Source organism: Streptomyces nogalater, assembly GCF_039532885.1.
Classification (GTDB): domain Bacteria; phylum Actinomycetota; class Actinomycetes; order Streptomycetales; family Streptomycetaceae; genus Streptomyces; species Streptomyces nogalater.
Map to the genome: position 1 here is coordinate 39,547 of NZ_BAAASM010000031.1, position 25,377 is coordinate 64,923.

A 25,377-nucleotide genomic window follows, 5' to 3' on the forward strand; every position below is an offset into this window, starting at 1 on the left:
ATCCTGCCCTACGCCTTGCGGTGGCCTATCAGCCGCGGCTTCTGCTCCAGCCCGTCCAGGCCGTGCCACGCCAGGTTCACCAGGTGCGCCGCCACCTCCGCCTTCTTCGGCCGGCGCACGTCCAGCCACCACTGCCCGGTCAGCGCCACCATGCCGACCAGCGCCTGGGCGTAGAGCGGGGCGAGCTTCGGATCGAAGCCCCGCGACTTGAACTCGCGGCCCAGGATGTCCTCCACCTGGGTGGCGATGTCGGAGATCAGGGACGCGAAGGAACCCGTGGACTGCGGAATGGGGGAGTCCCGGACCAGGATGCGGAACCCGTCCGTGTACTCCTCGATGTAGTCCAGCAGCGCGAACGCCGCCTGCTCGCACAGCTCACGCGGATGACCGGCGGTCAGGGAGCTGGTGACCATGTCCAGCAGCCGGCGCATCTCCCGGTCCACCACCACCGCGTACAGCCCCTCCTTCCCGCCGAAGTGCTCGTACACCACCGGCTTGGACACCCCGGCCTTCGCCGCGATCTCCTCCACCGACGTGCCCTCGAAGCCCTTCGCCGCGAACAGGGTGCGACCGATCTCCAGCAACTGCTGGCGGCGCTCGGCACCGGTCATACGGGTCCGGCGGGTCCGCCGCTGCTTGTCGTTGCCTGGATTGCTGCTGGAGTCGGTCGCCACGGCGTCAATCATGCCGCCTCGGCGGGTTCCCTCCGGCGCCGGGAGCCGCCTTCGCCGGTGTCCCGCCGCGAATCGATACGCGAGCGTGACGGCCAGCGCACGTCATACGCCCAGCCCAGCTGCTCGAACCACCGGATGAACCGCGCCGAGGAGTCCAGCTGGCCGCGCATCACCCCGTGCCGCGCCGACGTCGGGTCGGCGTGGTGCAGGTTGTGCCAGGACTCGCCGCAGGACAGGATCGCCAGCCACCACACGTTGCCCGAACGGTCCCGCGACTTGAACGGCCGCTTGCCCACCGCGTGGCAGATCGAGTTGATCGACCACGTCACATGGTGCAACAGCGCCACCCGGACGAGTGAACCCCAGAAGAACGCGGTGAACGCGCCCCACCACGACATCGTCACCAGGCCGCCGATCAGCGGCGGCAGCAGCAGCGACACCAGCGTCCACAGCACGAACTGCCGGGAGATCGCCCGCATCGCCGGGTCCTTGATCAGGTCCGGGGCGTACTTGTCCTGCGGGGTCTGCTCCTCGTCGAACATCCAGCCGATGTGCGCCCACCACAGGCCCTTCATCAGCGCCGGAACCGTCTCCCCGAACCGCCACGGAGAGTGCGGGTCACCCTCGGCGTCGGAGAACTTGTGATGCTTGCGGTGATCGGCCACCCACCGCACCAGCGGCCCCTCCACCGCCAGCGACCCCATGATCGCCAGCGCGATCCGCAGCGGCCGCTTGGCCTTGAACGAGCCATGGGTGAAGTACCGGTGGAACCCGATCGTGATGCCGTGGCACCCGAGGAAGTAGAAGAACACCAGCAGGCCCAGATCGAGCCAGCTCACCCCCCATCCCCAGGCCAGTGGCACCGCGGCCACCAGCGCCAGGAACGGCACGGTGATGAAGAGCAGCAGCGTGATCTGCTCGATCGAACGCTTCCGCTCACCGCCCAGCGTGGCGGAGGGAACAGGTGTGTCGGTGGCCTCGCGGGCCTCTTCGATCACATCGGAGCTTGAGGTCATACGCGTCCCCTGTGGGGTCGAGAGTCGAGTCGGATGCCGGGGGCCGCCGGGACCGGACGGGGGCTCGACGGTACTTCCCTACGGTTCCGTAACCTACGGCATCGTAAGTATGGCAGCGCGTCATGTCGCGGCAAGAGCCCCAGACCCTGCGCGTCCTCATCGCCACCTATCCTTGGAACCGGTCGGACAGCGCGGTCCGCTGAAGTTTCCTTCCCGGACGCCACGGCCCGTATGCGGCGCCCGCCGCGTGGTGGCCGGCCGGGTTCCCCGCCAGCCGAGCTTCAACACTGCAAGGAGCCGCAACCTGTGAGCAGTGCCGACGACCAGACCACCACGACCAGCAGCGAGCTGCGCGCCGACATCCGCCGGCTGGGCGACCTCCTGGGCGAGACCCTCGTCCGGCAGGAGGGCCCCGAACTCCTCGAACTGGTCGAGAAGGTCCGCCGCCTCACCCGCGAGGACGGCGAAGCCGCCGCCGAGCTGCTGCGCGGCACCGAACTGGAGACCGCGGCCAAGCTGGTCCGCGCCTTCTCGACCTACTTCCACCTCGCCAACGTCACCGAACAGGTGCACCGCGGCCGCGAGCTGCGCGCCCGCCGCGCCGCCGAGGGCGGCCTGCTCTCCCGCACCGCCGACCGGCTCAAGGACGCCGACCCCGAGCACCTGCGCCAGACCGTGCAGAACCTCAACGTCCGCCCGGTCTTCACCGCCCACCCCACCGAGGCCGCCCGCCGGTCCGTCCTGAACAAGCTGCGCCGCATCGCCGCGCTCCTGGACACCCCCGTCCTCGACAGCGACCGCCGCCGCCACGACGTCCGCCTCGCCGAGAACATCGACCTCGTCTGGCAGACCGACGAGCTGCGCGTCGTACGCCCCGAACCCGCCGACGAGGCCCGCAACGCCATCTACTACCTGGACGAACTGCACGCCGGAGCCGTCGGCGACGTCCTGGAGGACCTCACCGCGGAACTCGAGCGCGTCGGCGTCAAGCTCCCCGACGACACCCGACCGCTCACCTTCGGCACCTGGATCGGCGGCGACCGCGACGGCAACCCCAACGTCACCCCCCAGGTGACCTGGGACGTCCTCATCCTCCAGCACGAGCACGGCATCAACGACGCCCTGGAGACGATCGACGAGCTGCGCGGCCTGCTGTCCAACTCCATCCGCTACACCGGGGCCACCCAGGAGCTGCTCGACTCCCTCCAGACCGACCTGGAGCTGCTCCCCGAGATCAGCCCCCGCTACAAGCGCCTCAACGCCGAGGAGCCCTACCGGCTCAAGGCCACCTGCATCCGGCAGAAGCTGGTCAACACCAAGCAGCGCCTCGCCAAGGGCACCCCGCACGAGGACGGCCGCGACTACCTCGGCACCGCCGAGCTGCTGAAGGACCTCAGGATCATCCAGGCCTCCCTGCGCGAACACCGCGGCGGCCTGTTCGCCGACGGCCGCCTGGCCCGCACCATCCGCACCCTGGCCGCCTTCGGCCTCCAGCTCGCCACCATGGACGTCCGCGAACACGCCGACGCCCACCACCACGCCCTCGGCCAGCTCTTCGACCGGCTCGGCGAGGAATCCTGGCGCTACGCCGACATGCCCCGCGAGTACCGGGCCAAGCTCCTCGCCAAGGAACTCCGCTCCAGAAGGCCGCTCGCCCCCTCCCCGGCCCCCGTCGACGCCGCCGGGCAGAAGACCCTCGGCGTCTTCCAGACGGTCAGGAAGGCCCTGGAGGTCTTCGGCCCCGAGGTCATCGAGTCCTACATCATCTCCATGTGCCAGGGCGCCGACGACGTCTTCGCCGCCACCGTCCTCGCCCGCGAGGCCGGCCTCCTCGACCTGCACGCCGGCTGGGCGAAGATCGGCATCGTCCCGCTGCTGGAGACCACCGACGAGCTGAAGGCCGCCGACACCATCCTGGAGGACATGCTCTCCGACCCGTCCTACCGGCGCCTGGTCGCGCTCAGGGGCGACGTCCAGGAGGTCATGCTCGGCTACTCCGACTCCTCCAAGTTCGGCGGCATCACCACCAGCCAGTGGGAGATCCACCGCGCCCAGCGCCGGCTGCGCGACGTCGCCCACCGCTACGGCGTCCGGCTGCGCCTCTTCCACGGCCGCGGCGGCACCGTCGGCCGCGGCGGCGGGCCCTCCCACGACGCCATCCTCGCCCAGCCCTGGGGCACCCTGGAGGGCGAGATCAAGGTCACCGAGCAGGGCGAGGTCATCTCCGACAAGTACCTCATCCCCTCCCTCGCCCGGGAGAACCTGGAACTGACGGTCGCGGCCACCCTGCAGGCCTCCGCCCTGCACACCGCCCCCCGCCAGTCCGACGAGGCCCTCGCCCGCTGGGACGCGGCCATGGACGTCGTCTCCGACGCCGCCCACGCCGCCTACCGCCGCCTGGTCGAGGACCCGGACCTGCCGACGTACTTCCTCGCGTCGACGCCGGTCGACCAGCTCGCCGACCTGCACCTGGGCTCCCGGCCCTCCCGCCGCCCCGGCTCCGGCGTCTCGCTCGACGGCCTGCGCGCCATCCCGTGGGTGTTCGGCTGGACCCAGTCCCGGCAGATCGTCCCCGGCTGGTTCGGCGTCGGCTCCGGCCTGAAGGCCCTGCGCGAGGCCGGCCTGGACACCGTCCTCGACGAAATGCACCAGGAGTGGCACTTCTTCCGCAACTTCATCTCCAACGTCGAGATGACCCTCGCCAAGACGGACCTGCGGATCGCCCGGCACTACGTCGACACCCTCGTCCCCGACGAGCTCAAGCACGTCTTCGACACCATCGAGGCCGAACACGAGCTGACCGTCGCCGAGGTCCTGAAGGTCACCGGCGAGAACGAACTGCTGGACGCCCAGCCCGTCCTCAAGCAGACCTTCGCCATCCGCGACGCCTACCTGGACCCCATCTCCTACCTCCAGGTCGCCCTGCTCAAGCGGCAGCGCGACGCCGCCGCGGCCGGCGTCACCCCCGACCCGCTGCTCTCCCGCGCCCTGCTCCTCACCGTCAACGGCGTGGCGGCGGGCCTGCGCAACACCGGCTGACCACGGCCGGTCACCGGCCGGTCAGGCCGCGGAAAAGGGTGCCCCCGAGGTCGTACGACCCCGGGGGCACCCCCGTGTCCGGCTCACCGCACCGCCACGGACGAGCCCAGTTCCACCCGCGCGCGGGCCCGTCCCCCCGCCGACGCCGGCGTGAACGGCCCCGTACAGACGTCCCCGGCACACCGCGTCACCTTCACCGTGCCGGACTCACGCCCCTTCGCGAGCATCACGTGCTGTGCGGTCCCCCAGGAACCCCACACCCCGGCGAACAGGATCAGCGCGGCGAGCGCACCCATCACGGCGACCCGGCCGAACCGCAACGCGGTCCCGGACGCCTGACGAGCGGTACGGGCGGTGGCAGGCATGGCCGGGATCATTGGCCATACCCCTACGACCGGTCAACTCCGCTGGGCGGCCTGGGCGGACACATCACGAGTTGTACGGACACCCCGCCCACCCGGCCCCCGCCCTCACGAGTTGTACGCGCTCTGCGCCCGCTCCAGCCCCTCGGTCACCAGGGCCTCCACCGCGTCCGCCGCACGGTCCACGAAGTAGTCCAGCTCCTTGCGCTCCGCCGACGAGAAGTCCTTCAGCACGAAATCGGCCACCTGCATCCGCCCCGGCGGCCGGCCGATACCGAACCGCACCCGGTGGTAGTCCGGCCCCATCGCCTTCGTCATCGACTTCAGACCGTTGTGCCCGTTGTCCCCGCCGCCCAGCTTCAGCCGCAGCGTGCCGTAGTCGATGTCCAGCTCGTCGTGGACCGCCACGATGTTCCCCACCGGAACCTTGTAGAAGTCCCGCAGCGCGTTCACCGGACCACCGGACAGATTCATGAACGACATCGGCTTCGCCAGGATCACCCGGCGGTTCGCCGGCCCCACAGGACCGATCCGGCCCTCCAGCACCTGCGCCTGCGCCTTGCCCGCCCGCTTGAACTTCCCCCCGATCCGCTCCGCGAGCAGGTCGGCCACCATGAAACCGACGTTGTGCCGGTTCATCGCGTACTCCGGACCCGGATTGCCGAGCCCGACGATCAGCCAGGGGGAACTGGCGGGAGTGGTCACGTCCATCTCTCCTTGATACGCGCCAGCCGCTGCCCCCCACGGGAACAGCGGCTGACGAAACGACGACTACGAGGATCAGGCCTCGGCGGACTCACCCTCGGCGGACTCGCCCTCGGACTCCTCGGCCTGGGCGGCCAGGACCTGCAGGACGACCGCGTCCTCCTCGACGGCCAGCGTGGTGCCGCCCGGCAGGGAGATGTCCTTGGCCAGGATGGAGGCACCGGCCTCCAGGCCCTCGATGGACACGGTGACCGACTCGGGGATGTGCGTGGCCTCGGTCTCGACCGGCAGCGCGTCCAGGACGTGCTCCAGCAGGTTGCCACCCGGGGCCAGCTCGCCCTCGGTGTGCACCGGGATCTCGACCTGGACCTTCTCGCCACGCTTGACCAGCAGCAGGTCGACGTGCTCCAGGAAGCCCTTCAGCGGGTCACGCTGCACGGCCTTCGGGATCGCCAGCTCGTTGGTCTTGCCGTCGATGTCCAGGGAGATCAGGACGTTCGGCGTACGCAGCGCCAGCAGCAGCTCGTGACCCGGCAGGGTCAGGTGGACCGGCTCGGTGCCGTGGCCGTACAGAACGACCGGCACCTTGTTGTCACGGCGGATACGACGGGCGGCACCCTTACCGAACTCGGTACGGGTCTCGGCGGCGAGCTTCACCTCGGACATATCGATCACTCCTCGTAGGAACTCGGAACGGACGTGGTCACCCGGCCACGAACGGCCTGCTACGAAGAGCGCGTCGATAACGGACCGCCGTATTCGCAGACACGAGTACGGCCTCCCTCGCCGAGCAACTCAGGCAGTCTACTCGGAGGGGGAGGCCGCACCCAAAAGGATCACCCGCTAGCCCGCACCACGGACCAGCAGAAACCTCACTGCTCGTCGAAGAGGCTCGTCACCGAACCATCCTCGAACACCTCACGCACCGCGCTCGCGATCGTCGGAGCGATCGACAGCACCGTGATCTTGTCCAGATCCCGGCCCAGCTCCGCCGGCGTCGGCAGCGTGTTCGTGAACACGAACTCGCTCACCCGCGAGTTCTTCAGCCGGTCCGCCGCCGGACCCGACAGCACACCGTGCGTCGCCGTCACGATGACATCCTCCGCACCGTGCGCGAACAGCGCGTCGGCGGCCGCACAGATCGTGCCACCCGTGTCGATCATGTCGTCCACCAGGACACACACACGACCCTTGACCTCGCCCACGACCTCGTGGACCGTCACCTGGTTCGCCACGTCCTTGTCACGACGCTTGTGCACGATCGCCAGCGGCGCACCGAGCCGGTCACACCACCGGTCCGCCACCCGCACCCGGCCCGCGTCCGGGGACACCACCGTCAGCTTGTCCCGGTCCACCTTCTTGCCCACGTAGTCCGCCAGCAGCGGCAGCGCGAACAGGTGATCCACCGGACCGTCGAAGAAGCCCTGGATCTGATCCGTGTGCAGATCCACCGTCAGGATCCGGTCGGCACCCGCCGTCTTCATCAGATCGGCGATCAGACGCGCCGAGATCGGTTCACGACCCCGGTGCTTCTTGTCCTGCCGCGCGTAACCGTAGAACGGCACGATGACGGTGATCGACCGCGCCGAAGCCCGCTTCAGCGCATCGATCATGATCAGCTGCTCCATGATCCACTGGTTGATCGGAGCCGTGTGGCTCTGGATCACGAAGCAGTCCGCACCACGCGCCGACTCCTGGTAACGGACGTAGATCTCACCGTTGGCGAAGTCGAAGGCCTTCGTCGGGACGACCCCGACACCCAGCTGCTGGGCGACCTCCTCGGCAAGCTCGGGGTGGGCGCGGCCGGAGAAGAACATCAACTTCTTCTCGCCGGTCGTCTTGATCCCGGTCACAGCACAGTCTCCTCAGAGGTTGTCTCAACCAGCCGGCTGCTCGGCGACCTCTCGGCTGGGCATGAGAGGCCGAATCAGCTGGTAAGGGTGCGGGGTGCACATGTGCGGATGTGCACTTATCACGGTACGCCGTGTTTGGCGCACACGTTTCCGGTCAGTCCTCGCTCTCGCCCCGCCGGGACACCGCCTCGGCCGCCTTCGCCGCCGCGCTCCCCGGCCGCTTCCGGGCCACCCAACCCTCGATATTCCGCTGCTGACCGCGGGCCACGGCCAGCGAACCCGGCGGCACGTCCTTCGTGATCACCGACCCGGCGGCGGTGTAGGCACCGTCCCCGACCGTGACAGGAGCCACAAACATGTTGTCCGAACCCGTCCGGCAGTGCGACCCGATCGTCGTGTGATGCTTGTCCTGGCCGTCGTAGTTCACGAACACGCTCGCCGCGCCGATGTTCGTGTACTCACCGATCGTCGCGTCCCCGACATACGACAGGTGAGGCACCTTCGTGCCCTCCCCGATCGACGCGTTCTTCGTCTCCACGTACGTCCCGATCTTGCCCTTCGCACCCAGCCGGGTACCGGGCCGCAGGTACGCGTACGGCCCCACGCTCGCCCCCGCACCGATCCGGGCCCCGTCGGACACCGTGTTGTCCACCCGGGCCCCCGCACCCACGTGCGTGTCCTTCAGCCGGCTGTTCGGCCCGACCTCGGCACCCTCGCCCAGATGCGTGGACCCCGTCAGCTGCGTACCCGGCTGCACCACCGCGTCCCGCTCGAACGTCACGGTCACATCCACCCAGGTGGTGGCCGGGTCGACCACCGTCACCCCGTCCAGCATCGCCCGCGTCAGCAGCCGGTCGTTCAGGATGCGGCGCGCCTCGGCGAGCTGCACCCGGTTGTTGATGCCCGCGATCTCCCGGTGGTCGGCCGCGATCGACGCGCCCACCCGGTGCCCGGCGTCCCGCAGGATCCCGAGCACGTCCGTCAGGTACTCCTCGCCCTGGCTGTTGTCCGTGCGCACCTTCTTCAGCGCGTCCGCCAGCAGCTGCCCGTCGAAGGCGAACACACCGCTGTTGATCTCCCGGATCGACCGCTGGGCATCGGTCGCGTCCTTGTGCTCCACGATCGCGGTGACGGCACCCGTCGCCTCGTCCCGCACGATCCGGCCGTAGCCGGTGGCGTCCGGCACCTCGGCCGTCAGCACGGTCACGGCGTTGCCGTCCGCGTGGTGCGTCTCGGTGAGGCGCTGGAGCGTCTCGGCGGTCAGCAGCGGCGTGTCCCCGCACACCACCACGACGGTGCCGTCCACGGCACCGCCCAGCTCCTCCAGACCCATCCGTACGGCGTGCCCGGTGCCGTTCTGCTCCGCCTGCACGGCGGTCCTGGTGTCCGGGTCGATCTCGGCGAGGTGGGCGCCGACCTGCTCGCGGGCGTGGCCGACCACGACGACGAGGTGCTGCGGGGTCAACGCGCGGGAGGCGGCCAGCACATGGCCGACGAGGGAGCGGCCGCAGATCTCGTGCAGGACCTTCGGTGTGGCCGACTTCATACGGGTGCCCTCACCCGCTGCGAGAACGACGACGGCTGCCGGGCGGATGGCACTCACGGGGTTGCCCTTCGGCTGGGGGTGGGTGGGTGACAGCCGCAGGATACCGGGGGGTGGGGTGGGGGATATGGGTGCGGGCCCTGACGCGGAGGTCAGGGCCCGGGTGCAAGAGGCTCCCCCATCAGGATTTGAACCTGAACTTAAGGGACCAAAACCCTCAGTGCTGCCTAGTTACACCATGGGGGATGAAACTCGACTAAACCGGACATCCGGTCGGGTCGCCGAGTCGGCACCCAACACTATGCCGTACCAAGTGCCTTCGATGCGACGGTACAGATCGGCACTCTGCAGGACGCTGATCACCAGACAGCCCCTGTAGGCCTCGCCCGAGTTCTTGCGGACCGTCTTCGGGTTGTGCTTCTTCAGTGTGGTCCTGCTGAAAAGGCCGGCATCCACGCCGACCAGGTCGGCCCAGTAGCGCTCGGCGGCCGCTACGTCGGCCGACTCGTGGATCATCACCCGGAATCGCCGGCGGTCGCGCTCCACGCCGAGGAGGTCGAGCCAGGCGAGGAAGACGGAGATCATTCCCGGATCGCTGTTGACGAAGAGGACCAGCTCCCGTCGGCTGTAGGGCTTGTCCTTGGCGCCCTCGGCCCAATACAGGCCGACGCCGATCAGGAACAGCTCGCGGTCGGACAGTCGGCCGACGGCTGCCGCCGCGCGCTGCTTGGTCTCCTCGCGCTCGCGATCCCGCGTGGCCCGCAGGTGCGCCAGGCCCTCGTTCATCAGGGCTCGCTGTTCCTCGGGTGTGTAGCGGGGCTCGGGCTTCGGCAGATCCCGTACCCACAGGGAGATGGAGCTCTTCGAGCAGCCCAGTTCCGCCTGGATGCGGTCGTACGTCCAGCCCTGGAGTCGTAGCTCTCGTGCCCTGTCGCGCAGGTCGTCCTTCGCGTTCGGGCGCTTGGTCCACTCCGGTGGCGGCTCCCCTTTCACCAGCTGGTTGAGGAGGTCGTTGTTGTGGATCTTCAGCTCGTCGCGGATCTGCCGGAGGCTGTGGCCGGAACGCCGCAGCGCCACCGCCCGCTCCCGCAGCCCTTCGAAGTCGGCGTATTTGCCGGATGTCGGTGCCATGGGCATACCGTCCGGGCGGAATGGGAGGTTCCGGGGTCGAACGGGAAAGGTTCACTAGTTCGAGGGATAGGGGGAGGTTTCGAGGTCGTTCGGTTACCGAGTGTGGTGTGTGGAGGTAGGTGAAAGTCACCGGAAAAGCCGCACCCGTCGCCCGTAGGCTGGAGGCATGACCACGACGGGGGAAGACCATGCCAGGGCCCTGACCGGCCCGTGGTGGTGGGCGAGGTGGCGCAGCGCGGTGCTCGACGGGGGTCTCGCGCTGCTGTCCGCCGTGGAGTGTGCCGCGGAGGGGGTTCCGTTCGCCCGGGAGGCGGGGATCCCGGTCTTTGTGGGCATCGTGTTCGGGCTGGTCGCCGGTGCGGTGCTGCTGGTGCGGCGGAAGTGGCCGATCGCCGTGGTGCTGGTGGCGATCGCGGTGACGCCGGCCGAGATGGGCTTCCTGATGGGCGTCGTCGGCCTGTACACGCTGGCGTCGTGCGAGCTGCCGCGCCGGGTGATCGGGGCGCTGTCGGGGATGTCGTTGCTGGGCACGGCGGTGGTGACGTTCGTGCGGGTGCGGCAGGACATGGCGCGCGGTGATCTCACGCTGGGTGACTGGTTCCTGCCGTTCGCCGCGGTGACGACGTCGTTGGGGCTGACGGCCCCGCCGGTGCTGCTGGGACTGTACGTGGGGGCGCGGCGGCGGTTGATGGAGAGTCTGCGGGAGCGGGCGGATTCGTTGGAGCGGGAGCTGCAGCTGCTCGCGGAGCGGGCGGAGGAGCGGGCCGAGTGGGCGCGCAACGAGGAGCGGACGCGGATCGCGCGGGAGATGCACGACGTGGTGGCGCACCGGGTGAGTCTGATGGTGGTGCACGCGGCGGCGTTGCAGGCGGTGGCGCGGAAGGATCCGGAGAAGGCGGTGCGGAACGCGGCCCTGGTGGGCGACATGGGGCGGCAGGCGTTGACGGAGTTGCGGGAGATGCTCGGGGTGCTGCGGGCGGGTGAGGGCGCGGTGCGGCGTCCGTCGGGGGTGCCGTTGGCCGCGGTGGGGGAGGCGGCCCAGGCGGCGGCGTCCCGGGCGGAGGAGTCGCGTGCGGCGGCCGAGGCGGCGGAAGGGCCGTGTCTGTCGGAGCTGGAGGAGCTGGTCGGGCAGTCGGCCGCCGCGGGTATGGCGGTGGATCTGTCGGTGGAGGGGGAGGCGCGGTCGTATCCGGCGGAGATCGAGCAGACGGCGTACCGGGTGGTGCAGGAGGCGTTGACGAACGTCCACAAGCACGCGGCGGGTGCGAAGACGTATGTGCGGCTGGCGCACCGGGTGTCGGAGATCGCGATGCAGGTGGAGAACGAGCCGCCGCCGGAGCCGGCGTCGGCGTCGGCGGCGGGGCTGCCGTCGGGTGGGAACGGCCTGGTGGGGATGCGGGAGCGGGTCGTGGCGCTGGGCGGGGTGTTCGTGTCGGGGCCGACGGACGCGGGTGGGTTCCGGGTGTCGGCGGTGATTCCGGCGGCGTGAGCGGTGGGGGGCGGCTCGGGGGTCAGCCGGCGGTGAGGCGTACGGGCTGGATGCCGGTGATGAGGGTGGTCAGGGCGTGGTCGATGTCGGGGCCCGCGTACCAGTCGCCGGTGTGGTCGATGGTGTAGACGCGGCCTTCGGCGTCGATGGCGAGGAGGGCGGCGGTGTCGGTCTCCTCGCCGAGGGGGCACAGCTGGGTGCCGAGGGCGCGGCCGAGGTCGCCGAGGGTGCGGGCGAGGTGGAGGCCGTGCAGGGGGTCGAGGTGGAGGGTGGCGGGGGCGATCTGGCGGCCGGGGCCGGTGGGGGTGATGGTGAGGCCGCCGAATTCGGCCCAGGCTTCGACGGCGGCGGGGAAGACGGTGTGCCGGTGGCCGGCGGGTGAGGTGTGGGCGCGCAGGGCGTCGGCCCAGACCTCGGCCTGCTTGATGTCCCAGCGTCCGGGTTGCCAGCCGGCGGCGCGCAGGGCGGCGTCGACGGGTACGGGGAAGCGCGAGGGGGGTCCCGCCGGTCGAGCGAAGCCGGGACTGGGGGAGGGGGTGCGGTCGGGGTGCATCTGCCCTTCGTTCGTCGAGCTTGCCGGGTGGTTCGGGTGGGCGGCGGGGTCAGCCGTCGGTGGGGGTGGGGTCGACGATGCGGACGCCGAAGTGGGCGCTGAGGGCGGTGCAGGCGCGGCAGGGGGCGGCGAAGCGGCCGTGCAGGGGGTCGCCGTCCTCGCGTATGCGGCGGGCGGTGAGTTTGGCGTGTTTGAGGGCTTTGCGGGCCTCGCCGTTGGTCATGGGTCTGCGGGCGGCGCGTTTGCTGCGGGCGGCGTCGGCGGTGGTGAGGTGCCGGGAGATGAGGATGGTCTCGGCGCAGCGGCCGGTGAAGCGGTCGCGCTGGGCGCTGGTGAGGGTGTCGAGGAAGTCCTGGACGAGGGGGTGCAGGGTGGGGGGCTGGTCGCCGCGGGCGGCGGTGCAGGTGAGGGTGGTGCCGCGGACGGAGAGGGCGGCGGCGACGGCGGGCAGGATGCCGTCGCGGCGGTGCCGGAGGGTGGGGGTGGGGGGTGTCTCGGTGCCGCTCCAGTCGATGCGAGGGTCGCCGGCCCGCACGTCGGCACCTCCGGTCTGCAAGGTCGTCATGATCGTTGTCCCTCCCCTGGGGCATCCCCCCGAAGGACTTAGGGTGCCAAATGCCGTGGCTGGTGGGGAAGCTGGGGCGGTGTGACACGCCCGTCGCGGGGCGGGGTGTGACGGTGGGGTGACGGCTGGTCACGGTGGCGGCCGCCGGTGCGGCCGCCGGTGTGGCGGGGTGGGGCGGGGGAGGCCGGTGGGGTTGTGGTGGGCCGGTGACCGGGGTCGGTGTACCGCATAGGCTGGGCGCCATCCGCGATCGACACCGCCGTTCAGGCCAGAGAGAACGCCGCAGGGGGCATCCGCCATGACGACAGGTCGGCTCGGGCAGCGAGCCGCGCCGCCGAACGCGGCCTATGCCGGGCAGGTCGTGCACTTTCCGGATCCGGTCCGGGCGGCACGTCACCCGAGGGGGGTACGGGTCGACGAGCGGGGTTACCCGGATTTCTCGTCGTACGCGCGCGTGGCGGTGGAGATCGCCGAGCCGCCGGAGGGTTTCGGGGTCGACGAACTGCGGCTGACGGATTACGTGTCGGCGAACGCGGCGCTGGCGGCGGCGGGGCACGAGTTGTGGGACACGGTGCCGAATGTGGCGACGCCCCATGGCTGGACGTGGCATCACGTGGCGGGCACCCGGCGGCTGGAGCTGATCCCGGTCGAGGTGAAGGCGCTGCTGAGGCATCACGGCGGGGTGGCGACGGCGGTGGTGGACCACGCCAAGCGCGGGACGCGGCCGTTGCAGGAGTCGCGGCCGGCGCACTTCGGGCTGCCGAAGTCGGGTGTGGCGGTGTCGGAGACGCAGGTGCAGGGGATCGAGGAGGACCTGGGCTACCGGCTGCCCGGTGCCTACCGTTCGTTCCTGAAGGCGGCGGGCGGCTGCGCGCCGGTCGGCGCGGCGCTGGACGCCGGGCTGGGGCTGCTGCTGGACCAGCCGTTCTTCACGGTGCGGGACGAGGCCGCGGTCAACGACCTGGTGTATGTGAACAAGTGTCTGCGCGACCACCTGACGAAGGATTACCTCGGGGTGGGGTTCGTGCAGGGCGGTCTGCTCGCGGTGAAGGTGAAGGGCGAGCGGGTCGGTTCGGTGTGGTTCTGCGCGTACGACGATGTGCGGGACGTGGATCCGTCGTGGTCGCCGGCGGAGCGGGTGGAGCGTCTGCTGCTGCCGTGCGGCGACGACTTCGACGCGTTCTTGTCCCGGCTGGCCGGTAATCCGCCGGAGTTGGAGACGGTGGCCGGTCTGATGGTGGACGGCGGTTTCGTCCGGGTCGTCCCGGTGTCTTCCGGCCCGGTGGGGGAGTGAGCTGCACGCGATGGTGACGTACGCGCAGGCGCAGGAGCGCGCCGAGGAGTGGATCAACGGCGACGTGCCCGTGTACCAGCACCGTGAGGTGCGGGTGCGGGAGTTCGAGCTGGGGTTCGTGGTGTGGGGCGAGGACCGCGCGGAGGGTCCGCGTTCGGACGCGGGCGGCCAGCGGCTGGTGATCGCCCGGGACAGCGGGGAGGCCACGCTGTGGCCCGCGCTGCCGGTGGGTGAGGTGATCCGCCGGTACGAGGAGGAGTACGGCCGTGCCGACGCTCCGCAGGACGCGGTGCCGGCGCCCGCGCGGCTGGACCTCAACCAGACGTCGTTCCTGCTGACTCCTCCGGAGTGGTTGCAGGAGGCGGCGGACAAGCGGGGGTTGGGGGAGCGGGGAGCGGGGGGTTCGGCGGATTCGTTGGATTCGGCGGATTCGGCGGATTCAACAGGCTCGGGTTCTGCTCCGGTTGCGGCTTCGGTCTCGGGTTCTGCTTCGGCTTCGGGCGGTGGTCCGGTGCCGGGTGCGGCGGCTTCGTCCGGTGCGGGCGGGCCGGCCGGGGCGCCGACGGGTGCGACCGGTGGGGCGCCGGGTCTTCCGGGTTCCTCCGGTGTTCCGGGTGCGTCCGGTTTCGCGGAGGTGCCAGTGGGGGCCACGCCCTGGGCCGGGACCGACACCAACGCGGAGTCGGGTGAGGACGACCGTTCCGTGCCGCTGCCCGCCACGGTGTTCGCGCCGCCGTTGAGTGACTCGGGCGACGCCCCGCGGCCCCCGGCGGTCGCGGCGGACGCGCCGACGGCGCTGATGTCGGGCGGCAGTCAGCTGCCGCCGACGGCCGTCGCACCGGCGCCGGACGCGTCGGGCACGCCGGCCGACGGTCGGAACGACACGCCCCCGCCTGCACCGGGAGCGTCGGCGTACGGCCAGCCGCAGGCGCCGGCGGCTCCGGGTGCACCCGCGCCGGGCGTAGCGCCGTACCCTCCGGCGCACGGCACTCCGCCCCCGCAGCCCCCGACGACGTCCGGTGCACCGGGGGCCCCGCAGGGCAGCACGCCTCCGCCGCCTCCGTCGCCCGTTCCGTCGTACGGCTACCCGCAGGGGCCGGGCGGTGCTCCGGGGTACGGCTATCCGCAGCCCCCGGCGGGCCCGGGTACGCCCGGGCGTCCGCTGCCGCCCCACGCGGGGGACATCGCGGACGCCGCGACGAGCAAGGCGGTGCCGCCGCCGAAGAAGGGGCGCGGGGGAGTGGGTGCGCCTCCGCCGCCTCCGCCGCCGGGCGCCCCGGGCATGCCGGGCGCGCGCCCGGGGAGTACGCCGCCGCCCGCGCCGGGCGCCCCCGCGGGCGGGTATGTGCCGACGCAGCTGGTGTCGGCGCTCGGGCCGGAGGGTCCCGAGGGACAGGGCGGTCCGGGGAGCGCGGCGCCGGGCGTGCCGCACGCTCCGGGCGCCCCCAACCCGCCTGCCGCGCCTCCGGGCGCCCCAGGTGGCCCGGGTGCCCCGGGTGGTACGCCTCCGGGCGGTGTGCACCAGGCGGCCACGATGCTGGCCGACCCGAACCGGCTGGACACAGGCGCGCCGCAGCCTCCGGGCGCTCCCCACGCCCCGGGTGCCCCCGTACCCGGCGCGCCGCAGCCTCCTGCCGCGCCGCAGCCGCCCGCGGCGCCCCATGCCCCAGGCGCGGCCGGCGCTCCGAGCACTCCCGGCACTCCCGGCACTCCTGGCACCGGCAGCACTCCTGGTGCTCCCGGCGCCGTGCACCAGGCCGAAACCGTGCTGTCCGCACCCCCCGTGGCCGGCGCCCCGAACGCCGCGCCCCCGCCCCCGCCCGGTGCGCCGGGCACCCCGCCCCCGATGCCACCCGGCGCCATGCCGCCGCCGGGTGCGCCCGTGCCGGGGCAGGCGCCGGGGCCGGGGCAGGCGTACGGGTATCCGCAGGGCCGGCCGATGGTCGGCCCGGGTTATCAGGCCGTACTGCGCTACCGCGCGCAGGACGGTTCCGAGCAGCAGCTGATCCGGCGTTCGGCGCCGGGCACCCCGCATCCGGAGTGGCAGATCTTCCACGAGCTGCGGGCCATGAACGTGCCGCCGGACCAGGTGCTGGAGCTGCACACCGAGCTGGAGTCGTGTGAGCTGCCGGGTGCCTACTGCGCGCGGATGATCCGCGAGCAGTGGCCGCAGGCGCGGATCACGAGCATCGCGCCGTACGGCACGGACCACGCGAGCCGGCGCCAGGGCATGCACCAGTTGCTGGCGCATCAGGGCGAGTTGCACCAGGTGGCGGACGGTCCCGCGCGGCCGGCGCCGGTGCGGGCGCCGCTGCCGCCGGTGCAGGCGGCGCCGCCGGTGCCGCCGGAGGGGATCGCGCAGGAGCTGGCGGCGGCGTTCGGGCCGGGGGTCTTCCGGTTCGAGCAGCAGGCGGTGTCCCGGCAGGGTGTGCCGCCGATCGTCGCGCACACCCTGGTGGTGGCCGGGCTGCCGGTGGACATGGGCCCGTTCTTCTGGGCGCAGGCGCAGCCGGGCCGTCCGGTGCCGACGCTGGCGGAGCTGGCGGCCGAGCGCGGGGTGATGGCGGCGCCGGACGCGGGTTCGTACCTGGTGATGGGCACCGACTTCGGCAAGGCGGTGTGTGTGCAGTACGGGACGGCGAACATCGTGGCCGTGCCGGTGGAGGCGGGTCCGGGCGGTGCGCCGGTGCCGCCGCAGTTCGTGAACTCCGGGCTGCCGGAGTTCACGCGCTGTCTGGCGCTGCTGGGCCGGATGTGGCGCCTGAGGTACGGGCTGAACCAGGAGCAGGCGGGCCGCTGGACGGTCGACTTCCAGGCGCAGCTGGCCGCCCTGGACCCGGCGGCGCTCGGTTCGCCGGAGAGCTGGTGGTCGGTGCTGCTGGAGCAGATGTGGGACGGGCTGTTGTAGTCCCTCCGCCGCGGGCGCGTTCGCCGCTTGCCGCCGTCGGGCCCTTCACGCGCGCGTGAAGGGCCCGACGCGTGTCCGGGTACGGGTCCGGCACGTATCCGACGCCTGTCCGGGCGTGCGTTCCGGATCCGCGCGCCGTTCTGCGGAGTGTCGAAGGGCGACCCCGTATGTCCGATCCATCAAGATATGCACGAAATCATCCTGTCGTGTAGGTCCGGTGGAGAGGAGTCCCCAGGGTGAGCAGCGCATCGATGCCGCCGCACGGCTTCGCGACCGTCCGGGGGCGCGGCTACCGCCCCGACCAGGTCGACGCCTGCCTGGAGGCGCTGTCCGAGGACCGGGACGCGGCCTGGGAGCGGGCCGCCCGGTTGACCGTGCTCGCCAAGGAGATGGAGGCGGAGGCGGCGCGGCTGCGCGAGGTGGTCGCCGGGCTCGCGCCGCAGACGTACGAGGCGCTGGGGGAGGGCGCGCAGCGCCTGTTCCAGCGGGTGCAGAGCGAGGCGGCGGATCTCCGGGAGCGCGCGCGGCGGGCGGCCGGGCAGCAGGTCGCGCGGGCCGAGGCGGAGGCCGAGCGGGTCCGCCGGGAGGCGCGGGAGGCGGCGGACGCGGTCCGCGCGGCGGCCGACGAGCACGCGCGCGGGCGGATCCTGGCCGCCCGGGCCGAGGCCAACTGCATCCGGGTCGGGACCCGGCGTGAGGTGCGGACGGCGCGCATGGAGGCGCTCGCCCTGGTGCGTGAGGCGCGGCAGCGCGCCGCCGGGATGCTGGCCGAGCACTCCCGGGAGAACGCCGGACGCTGGGCGGCGGCCGAACGTGAGGAGGTCGAACTGGCGGCCGGGCTGGACGCCCGGAACGCCGAGCGGGCGAACCGGGCCGAGGCCGCGCTGGCGGCGGCCGGGCGGGCTGTCGAGGAGGCCGGGGAGTACGCCCGCCGCTGCGAGGAGGTGGCACGCGCGCGTGCCGCGGAGATCGTCGCGGACGCGCGCGTGCGGGAGGAGCGGATCGCCCAGGAGACCGAGCGGGTGCTGCGCGAGCACGGCGACACCTGGGACGCCGTCCAGGCGCACATGGACTCCGCGCGCCGGAACCTGATGTCGTTGACCGGGAGAGTCGTCACCGACTGAGCCGGCCCGCCGGTCCACCCCGCCGGCGCCGGACCCGCCGGTTCACCCAGGGTGCGCCGGACCCGCCGGTTCACTCCGGGAGTACCGGGAACCGGCGCGGGGCCACCAGCAGCAGCACCACGAACGCCAGGGCCGCCGCGCCGGCCGCGCCGAGGTAGACGGCGTGGACCGCGTCGGCGATGGCCCGCCGGGTCGCCTCCGGGGCCGTGCCGGCGCCCAGCGCGCGGGTGACGGAGTCCAGGTCGCCGGCCCCGCCCAGCCGCGCGGCCAGCACCCCGTTGGCGACGGCGCCGAACAGGGACGCGCCGAGGGTCTGGCCGGTCTGCCGGCAGAACAGCACCGAGGCGGTCGTGGTGCCCCGCTCCGACCAGCCCACGGTCGACTGCACCCCGACGATCAGCGGCAGCTGGAACAGGCCCAGCGCCCCGCCGAGCAGCAGCATCAGCAGCGTCGGTTGCCACCAGGACCCGGGGTACGGCAGGAACGGGAACGCGAGGAGGACGAGCGTGCCGAGGCCGATGCCGAGCAGCGCGGTGTCCCGGAAGCCGATCCGCCGGTAGACGTGCTGGCTGAGCGCGGCGGACAGCGGCCAGCTGAGCGTCCACACCGACAGCACGAACCCGGCGGCCACCGGGCCCAGACCGAGCACCGACTGGGCGTACGTCGGCAGGAACACCGCGGGCGCCACCATGAGCAGCCCCAGCGCGCCGAGCGCCAGGTTGACGGCGGCGATCGTCCGGCGCCGCCACACCCACCCCGGGATGACGGGCTGTGCGGCCCGCCGCTCCACCGCCACCACCACGGCGACCAGGGCGAGGCCCGCGCCGAACAGGGTCAGCGACGGCGCCGACAGCCACGGCCAGGCGACCCCGCCCTGCACCAGCGCGGTCAGCAGCACCCCGCCGCACGCGAACACCGCGAGCGCGCCGGCCCAGTCCACGCGCGTGTGGCGGGCGGTCTCCCGTTCCGGCTCGTGCAGGTGACGCACGATCAGCCACAGGGCGGCGGCGCCGATCGGCAGGTTGATCAGGAAGATCCAGCGCCAGTCGGCGTAGGCGGCGAGCACTCCGCCCAGTCCGGGGCCGGCCACCGCGGAGACCGCCCAGACCGTGGACAGCCGGGACTGGATCTTCGGGCGCTCCGCCAGCGGGTACAGGTCGGCGGCGAGCGTCTGCACGGTCCCCTGCAGCGCCCCGCCGCCCAGGCCCTGGACGATCCGGAACGCGATCAGCGCGCCCATGTTCCACGCCGCCGCGCACAGCAGCGACCCGGCCAGGAACACGGCCGCGCCCACCACCAGCACCGGTTTGCGGCCGAAGGTGTCGGAGAGTTTGCCGTAGACGGGGAGTGTGACGGTGACGGCGAGCAGATAGCCGGAGAACAGCCAGGAGAAGACGGAGAACCCGCCCAGGTCGCCGACGATCTGGGGTACGGCCGTGGAGACGACGGTGGAGTCGAGCGCGGCCAGCGCCATCGCCAGCATCAGCGCGGCCACGACCGCCCCCCGGCGCCGTTCCCTCCGGTGCCGGGCCGCGCCGCCGCGTATCGCGGGTGTCGTACTCCCCACCGCAAACCCCTCCCCTGCTTCCCGTCGGAAGCTACCCAGGTGCCCCCTGCACCCATGTCTGGGACGACAGCTTTCCACGGGGTGGCGGGCCGGGGGCCGGGGACGGCGGCAGGCGGAGGCGGGCGGAGGCGGCGCGCGACGAAGGGGGGAGGCACCCCGGGAATGTCTCCACCCGTCGGCGGAGATCCCCTAGGGGTTCCTCCGTACCCCGGCCCGGGGAGGGTTCGTCCCGGCGGAGGAGGAGCCCCGCCGAGGGTGCTCCGTAACCTGGTTGCACGCCGCCGGGGGGCGGCGGACCGCACCGTCGGGGGTGGGGTTTTCCCCCCGGAAAGACGGGGCTTCGCACCAGCGCGCGACGCCCTTGCCGACCGCGAGACTCATCGGCGTACGCATCGACGTACCCGACGTACTTCACCGACGTATCCGACGTACTTCATCGACGTACTCACGACGACGATCCGGCACACCGGGCGCTGTGCACCGGCCTGTCGACCGACATAGGAGACATAACGTGACATCGGCTGTAACGATTCCCAGGCACGGGGGTACTGGAGGGCGTACGGCCGTTGCCGCGCGGGCGCGCCAGGTCGTGAAGGCGTACGGGTCCGGGGAGACCCGTGTCGTCGCGCTGGACCGCGTGGACGTGGACATCGCCCGCGGGCGGTTCACCGCGATCATGGGCCCCTCCGGGTCCGGCAAGTCGACCCTGATGCACTGCCTCGCCGGCCTGGACACGGTGACGAGCGGTCACATCCACCTGGACGAGACCGAGATCACCGGCCTGAAGGACAAGAAGCTCACCCAGCTGCGCCGGGACCGCATCGGCTTCATCTTCCAGGCGTTCAACCTGCTGCCCACGCTGAACGCCCTGGAGAACATCACGCTGCCCATGGACATCGCCGGCCGCAAGCCCGACCGGGCCTGGCTGGAGCGGGTGGTGGAGACCGTCGGGCTCACCGGGCGGCTCAAGCACCGCCCCGCCCAGCTCTCCGGCGGCCAGCAGCAGCGCGTCGCCGTGGCCCGCGCCCTCGCCGCCCGCCCGGAGATCATCTTCGGGGACGAGCCGACCGGAAACCTCGACTCCCGCGCGGGCGCCGAGGTGCTGGGCTTCCTGCGCCGCTCGGTGGACGAACTCGGCCAGACCATCGTCATGGTCACCCACGACCCGGTGGCCGCCTCCTACGCCGACCGCGTGCTCTACCTCGCCGACGGCCGCATCGTCGACGAGATGTACCAGCCGACGGCCGAGCAGGTCCTGGACCGCATGAAGGACTTCGACGCCCGGGGGCGTACGTCGTGACCGTCCTGAAGACCTCGATGCGCAACTTCCTCGCGCACAAGGGACGCATGGCGCTGTCGGCGGTCGCCGTACTGCTGTCGGTGGCGTTCGTGTGCGGCACGCTGGTGTTCACCGACACCATGAACACCACCTTCGACAAGCTCTTCCAGGCCACGGCCTCCGACGTCCAGATCGGCGCCAAGGGCGCCTCCGACACCGGGCAGACCACCTCCCGCACCGGCAAGCCGCCGGTCCTGCCGGCCTCGGTCGTCGGCGAGGTCCGCCGCGCCCGGGGCGTGAAGTCGGCCGAGGGCACGGTGTTCTCCACCTCGGTGACCGTCGTGGACGCCGGCAAGGACAAGCTGGCGCCCGGCAACGGCGGGCCCACCATCGTCGGCAGCTGGAACGGCAACGACGCCCGCACCATGGAGATCACCTCCGGTACGGCGCCCAAGGGCCCCGACCAGGTGATGGTCGACGCCGACACCGCCGACCGGCACGGACTGGAGCGCGGCGACGAGATCGGCGTCATCACGGCCCTCGGCACGCACCACGCGCGCGTGTCCGGCATCGCCGCCTTCAAGGTCACCAACCCCGGCGCGGCGATCTTCTACCTGGACACCAGGACCGCCCAGCAGACCCTGATCGGCCGCACCGGCGTCTACACCAACGTCAACGTGACCGCGGCGAAGGGCGTGAGCGACGAGCAGCTGAAGAAGAACGTCGTCGCCGTCCTCGGCCGGGACTACAAGGTGCAGACCGCCAAGGAGGTCGCCGACGCCAACCAGAAGGAAGTCCAGAGCTTCCTGAACGTCATGAAGTACGCGATGCTCGGCTTCGCCGGGATCGCCTTCCTGGTCGGCATCTTCCTGATCATCAACACCTTCTCCATGCTGGTTGCCCAGCGCACCCGGGAGATCGGCCTGCTGCGCGCCATCGGCTCCTCCCGCAAGCAGGTCAACCGCTCGGTGCTGGTCGAGGCGCTGCTGCTGGGCGTGGTCGGCTCCGTCCTCGGCGTCGGCGCGGGCGTCGGCCTCGCCATCGGCCTGATGAAGCTCATGGGGCAGATGGGCATGAAGCTGTCCACCGACGACCTGACGGTGGCCTGGACCACCCCCGCGCTCGGCCTGCTCCTCGGCGTGCTCGTCACCGTCCTCGCCGCCTATCTGCCCGCCCGGCGCGCCGGCAAGGTCTCCCCGATGGCCGCCCTGCGTGACGCCGGCGCCCCCGCCGACGCCCGGTCCGGTGCCGTCCGCGCCGCCCTCGGCCTGCTGCTGACCGCCGCCGGCGGCTGGAGCCTGTACGTGGCCGCCACCGCCGACCAGGCCAAGACCGGCTCGGGCTGGCTGGGCCTGGGCGTACTGCTCACCCTGATCGGCTTCGTCGTCGTCGGCCCGCTGCTCGCCGGCGCACTGGTCCGCGTCCTCGGCGCGCTCCTGCTGCGGGTGTTCGGGCCCGTCGGCCGGATGGCCGAGCGCAACGCGCTGCGCAACCCGCGCCGCACCGGCGCCACCGGCGCCGCCCTGATGATCGGCCTGGCCCTGGTGGCGTGCCTGGCGGTGGTCGGCTCCTCCATGGTGGCCTCCGCCACCGACCAGCTGGACAAGACGGTGGGGGCGGACTTCATCATCCGCAGCGACCAGGAGGACGGGCTCGTCGCCCGGCAGGCGGTGCGGGCCGTCAAGGACACCCCGGGCCTGGAGCGGGTCACCGAGTACAAGTGGACCGAGGCCGCCCTCACCACCCCGGACGGCAAGCGGCTGCCGAACACCACGATCGTGGCCGCCGACCCGGCCTACGCGACCGACGTACGGACCGAGACCGCGGCCGGCGAGATGGAGGACGCCTACCGGACCGACTCGATGTCGGTGCCCGAGAAGTTCGCCCGGGACCACGGCGTCCGGCTCGGTTCCGTGATCACCGTCGCCTACGAGGACGGCCGTACCGCCCGCCTGACGGTCCGGGCGATCACCCGCAGCGACACGCTCATCGACTCGGGCGCGATGTACACCTCCATCGACACGCTCGCGAAGTACGTTCCCGCCGACAGGATGCCGCTCGACGAGATCGTCCTGGCCACCGCCGAGGAAGGACGGCAGGCCGCCGCCTACCGCGCGCTCAAGGCGGCGCTGCACGACGACTTCCCGCAGCTGACGGTGCGGGACCAGACCGATTACAAGCAGGAGCTCAAGGACCAGGTCGGCCAGCTGCTCAACATGATCTACGGCCTGCTGGCACTCGCCATCGTCGTCGCGGTCCTCGGTGTGGTGAACACCCTGGCCCTGTCGGTGGTCGAGCGCACCCGGGAGATCGGCCTCATGCGGGCCATCGGCCTCTCCCGCCGCCAGCTGCGCCGCATGATCCGCCTGGAGTCGGTGGTGATCGCCGTCTTCGGCGCGCTGCTCGGTCTCGGGCTGGGCATGAGCTGGGGCGCCACCGCACAGCGGCTCCTCGCCATGGAGGGCCTGAAGATCCTGGAGATCCCCTGGCCGACGATCACCGGCGTCTTCGTCGGCTCGGCCTTCGTGGGCCTGTTCGCGGCCCTGGTGCCGGCGTTCCGGGCGGCGCGGATGAACGTGCTGAACGCCATCGCCACCGACTAGTCAGACGGGCCGGACGGGCCCAGGCATACGGGCCGGACGGGTCCGGGCACACGGCCGGACGGCGGGGCGCGGGGTCTCTCCCCGCGCCCCGCCGTCCTCACGCGTGCCGCCGTCCCGGCGGCCGGCCGGTGTATGCCGGTGGATCAGCCGACGGCGCTGACCGCGTCGTAGTACGTCTTGGCGGTCTTACGGCAGGCCGCCTTCAGCCGCTTGCGTTCCGAGGCCGGCAGGGGGTCCGCCCACGGCTTGTAGTCGCACGCGGTGTACAGGTCCCTGAGGAGGGCCTTGTCGACGCGCTTCTTGTGGCCGTTCTTCTTGAAGTAGTAGTTGCCGATGAGGCCCTTGTAGTTGCGGTAGCCGAAATCGTGCCGCCAGCACCCCATCTTGAAGTTGTAGCCACCGGGCAGGGTGTCCGGGGAGCTGGTGCAGTAATCGGTCTTCCAGTTGAACTTGTACTTCTCGATCGACTGCTTGTGGGCCATGTGCTGATTCATGGCATCCAGCCATCTGCCCTGCGAGGCGTAGGAATCCTCGGTGAGATTCTTCAGCTTGGAGAGCTTCTGCGCCTTCGTCACGGACGCGGTTGCCGAAGAGGGGCCGGATCCGCCGGGTGCCGAATCCGCCAGCGCGGGCGTTGCCCCGATGGTGAGAAGGGCGCCCGAAAGGGCGATTCCGGACAGTGTGGTGGGCAACTTGGTCAAGGCTGCTTTCCTTCCCGTGGAGGACGGCGGTGATCGTGGCATGTCCGTCCCGGGCGGGCAAACTCCTTTTCGTCGGAGGCGGCGCGGCGAAAATCGGAACACGCAACTCCGGGCTTCTGACCTCGCTGTCCGTGCACCGATGGGCCGATATACCACTCTCGCTATATGCCCTGGAATTAGAGATTCCGGATGACGCCGGAGGGCAAGGCTGCCAACCTCAGATGTTGCTCAAACAGAAGCCGTGCCCGGCCGGGGCGCGGCTAGCCTTCGAAAGGGAATCTGGGCCGATGTGTATCGGCGTCGAGCGATCCGGGGGCAAGGTGCAGTGTCATCGACGGGGAATGAGCCGGACGCGTGCCGAGCACGGAGAAATCCCCGCGGAAAAGCTGGAGCAAGCGGTGGGGCGGGCCGTCCGTGAATGCCGTGGCAGGATCGGAATGACCCAGACGCGCCTGGCGGAACTCTCCGGGCTGACCCAGGCGGCGATCTCCCGGCTGGAGCACGGAAAATGCATGCCGACTTTCGCCCTGCTGGAACGCATCGCCGGAGCCTTCGGCTCGGCCCTGCTCGTGTCGGTCGACCCGGGACACGGCGTGACGGTCGCCTTCACCGGCAACGGCGAAACCGCCTGACCCACACGGACGCGCGGGCCGGGGTGACGGCGAGACCCGGGCGCCGGGGCCGACGGCGTGGGCTCGGGGCGCCGGGTTGACGGTGCGGATTGCGGGTGCAGTGTGCAGTGCTGGTGGCGCGGATTCGGGTGCGGTGCTGGCGGCTGGCGCGGATTCCGGTGCGGTGCTGGCGGCTCGCGGCGCGGATTCGCGGCACGGTTGGCGGTGTGGATTCGTGAGTCGGGCTGGTGGCGCCGACTCGGTGCCGGGCGAGAGGCTCCGCCGGCGGCGTCCGGTCCTCCAGTCCGCCCGGCTGCCCGCCCGGGGGCGGGGGCTTCGGGCCCGGCCCGCAGCGCCGAA

The 25,377-nt window shown here is 71.7% G+C and carries 19 protein-coding genes and 1 pseudogene; 8 read left to right on the forward strand and 12 right to left on the reverse strand.

Annotation, left to right across the window (positions count from 1 at the left end):
* Positions 1–8: 8 nt before the first annotated feature.
* Together ABD350_RS20800 and ABD350_RS20805 are read right to left on the reverse strand one after the other, a co-directional pair.
* Entirely contained in the window at positions 9–686 is a 678-nt protein-coding gene (locus ABD350_RS20800) for a TetR family transcriptional regulator (RefSeq protein ID WP_344349727.1), read from the reverse strand.
* Complete coding sequence (locus tag ABD350_RS20805) at positions 683–1,690, reverse strand: acyl-CoA desaturase (protein WP_344349728.1); 1,008 nt, start codon at positions 1,688–1,690, stop codon at positions 683–685. The genes ABD350_RS20800 and ABD350_RS20805 overlap by 4 nt, the downstream gene beginning before the upstream one ends.
* 306 nt (positions 1,691–1,996) lie before the next feature.
* On the opposite strand from ABD350_RS20805, the gene ppc reads away from it, so the two are divergent.
* A complete protein-coding gene (gene ppc / locus ABD350_RS20810) occupies positions 1,997–4,729 on the forward strand; it encodes a phosphoenolpyruvate carboxylase (protein WP_344349729.1) in 2,733 nt (910 codons plus the stop codon).
* An 86-nt stretch (positions 4,730–4,815) separates the two neighbouring features.
* On the opposite strand, the pseudogene ABD350_RS20815 reads toward ppc, so the two are convergent.
* The 6 genes and pseudogenes from ABD350_RS20815 to ABD350_RS20840 all read right to left on the reverse strand — a co-directional run.
* A pseudogene (locus tag ABD350_RS20815) lies at positions 4,816–5,106 on the reverse strand (hypothetical protein); the annotation flags it as partial.
* 93 nt (positions 5,107–5,199) lie between these two features.
* Entirely contained in the window at positions 5,200–5,802 is a 603-nt protein-coding gene (gene pth, locus ABD350_RS20820; protein WP_344349730.1) for an aminoacyl-tRNA hydrolase, read from the reverse strand.
* Between the two features lie 69 nt (positions 5,803–5,871).
* Entirely contained in the window at positions 5,872–6,462 is a 591-nt protein-coding gene (locus tag ABD350_RS20825; protein ID WP_344349731.1) for a 50S ribosomal protein L25/general stress protein Ctc, read from the reverse strand.
* Positions 6,463–6,668: 206 nt separating this feature from the next.
* Positions 6,669–7,649, reverse strand: a complete 981-nt coding sequence (locus tag ABD350_RS20830; protein WP_181793527.1) for a ribose-phosphate diphosphokinase — start codon at positions 7,647–7,649, stop codon at positions 6,669–6,671.
* Between the two features lie 154 nt (positions 7,650–7,803).
* Positions 7,804–9,252, reverse strand: coding sequence for a bifunctional UDP-N-acetylglucosamine diphosphorylase/glucosamine-1-phosphate N-acetyltransferase GlmU (glmU, locus tag ABD350_RS20835; protein ID WP_344349732.1), 1,449 nt, complete (start codon positions 9,250–9,252; stop codon positions 7,804–7,806).
* 171 nt (positions 9,253–9,423) lie between these two features.
* Positions 9,424–10,323 (reverse strand): hypothetical protein, encoded by a 900-nt coding sequence (locus ABD350_RS20840; protein WP_344349733.1) that lies wholly within the window; start codon positions 10,321–10,323, stop codon positions 9,424–9,426.
* A 166-nt stretch (positions 10,324–10,489) separates the two neighbouring features.
* Here ABD350_RS20840 and ABD350_RS20845 point away from each other — a divergent pair, with 166 nt between their 5' ends.
* Positions 10,490–11,812, forward strand: a complete 1,323-nt coding sequence (locus tag ABD350_RS20845) for a sensor histidine kinase (RefSeq protein ID WP_344349734.1) — start codon at positions 10,490–10,492, stop codon at positions 11,810–11,812.
* Between the two features lie 22 nt (positions 11,813–11,834).
* On the opposite strand, the gene ABD350_RS20850 is transcribed toward ABD350_RS20845, so the two are convergent.
* Positions 11,835–12,365, reverse strand: coding sequence for an SUKH-3 domain-containing protein (locus tag ABD350_RS20850; protein WP_344349735.1), 531 nt, complete (start codon positions 12,363–12,365; stop codon positions 11,835–11,837).
* Positions 12,366–12,414: 49 nt separating this feature from the next.
* Complete coding sequence (locus ABD350_RS20855) at positions 12,415–12,930, reverse strand: YwqJ-related putative deaminase (RefSeq protein ID WP_344349736.1); 516 nt, start codon at positions 12,928–12,930, stop codon at positions 12,415–12,417.
* 298 nt (positions 12,931–13,228) lie between these two features.
* Between ABD350_RS20855 and ABD350_RS20860 the strand changes: the two genes are divergently transcribed.
* The 3 genes from ABD350_RS20860 (at position 13,229) to ABD350_RS20870 (ending at position 18,256) form a co-directional block, all read left to right on the forward strand.
* On the forward strand, positions 13,229–14,224 hold the full coding sequence (locus ABD350_RS20860) for an SMI1/KNR4 family protein (RefSeq protein WP_344349737.1): 996 nt from the start codon (positions 13,229–13,231) through the stop codon (positions 14,222–14,224).
* Between the two features lie 10 nt (positions 14,225–14,234).
* Entirely contained in the window at positions 14,235–17,132 is a 2,898-nt protein-coding gene (locus ABD350_RS20865; RefSeq protein WP_344349739.1) for an SUKH-4 family immunity protein, read from the forward strand.
* Between the two features lie 236 nt (positions 17,133–17,368).
* Positions 17,369–18,256: a coiled-coil domain-containing protein gene (locus ABD350_RS20870; RefSeq protein WP_344349740.1), complete on the forward strand. Its 888-nt coding sequence runs from the start codon at positions 17,369–17,371 to the stop codon at positions 18,254–18,256.
* A gap of 70 nt (positions 18,257–18,326) precedes the next feature.
* Here ABD350_RS20870 and ABD350_RS20875 read toward each other — a convergent pair whose 3' ends face one another.
* Complete coding sequence (locus tag ABD350_RS20875) at positions 18,327–19,823, reverse strand: MFS transporter (protein ID WP_344349741.1); 1,497 nt, start codon at positions 19,821–19,823, stop codon at positions 18,327–18,329.
* A gap of 511 nt (positions 19,824–20,334) precedes the next feature.
* Between ABD350_RS20875 and ABD350_RS20880 the strand changes: the two genes are divergently transcribed.
* The gene (locus tag ABD350_RS20880) at positions 20,335–21,123 is read left to right on the forward strand and encodes an ABC transporter ATP-binding protein (protein WP_344349742.1); all 789 of its coding nucleotides are present in this window, start codon (positions 20,335–20,337) and stop codon (positions 21,121–21,123) included.
* Positions 21,120–23,705 (forward strand): ABC transporter permease, encoded by a 2,586-nt coding sequence (locus tag ABD350_RS20885; RefSeq protein ID WP_344349744.1) that lies wholly within the window; start codon positions 21,120–21,122, stop codon positions 23,703–23,705. The genes ABD350_RS20880 and ABD350_RS20885 overlap by 4 nt, the downstream gene beginning before the upstream one ends.
* A 143-nt stretch (positions 23,706–23,848) precedes the next feature.
* Here ABD350_RS20885 and ABD350_RS20890 read toward each other — a convergent pair whose 3' ends face one another.
* Positions 23,849–24,406, reverse strand: coding sequence for a phospholipase A2 (locus tag ABD350_RS20890; RefSeq protein WP_344349745.1), 558 nt, complete (start codon positions 24,404–24,406; stop codon positions 23,849–23,851).
* A 398-nt stretch (positions 24,407–24,804) separates the two neighbouring features.
* Between ABD350_RS20890 and ABD350_RS20895 the strand changes: the two genes are divergently transcribed.
* Positions 24,805–25,038, forward strand: a complete 234-nt coding sequence (locus tag ABD350_RS20895) for a helix-turn-helix domain-containing protein (RefSeq protein WP_344349855.1) — start codon at positions 24,805–24,807, stop codon at positions 25,036–25,038.
* Positions 25,039–25,377 lie beyond the last annotated feature (339 nt).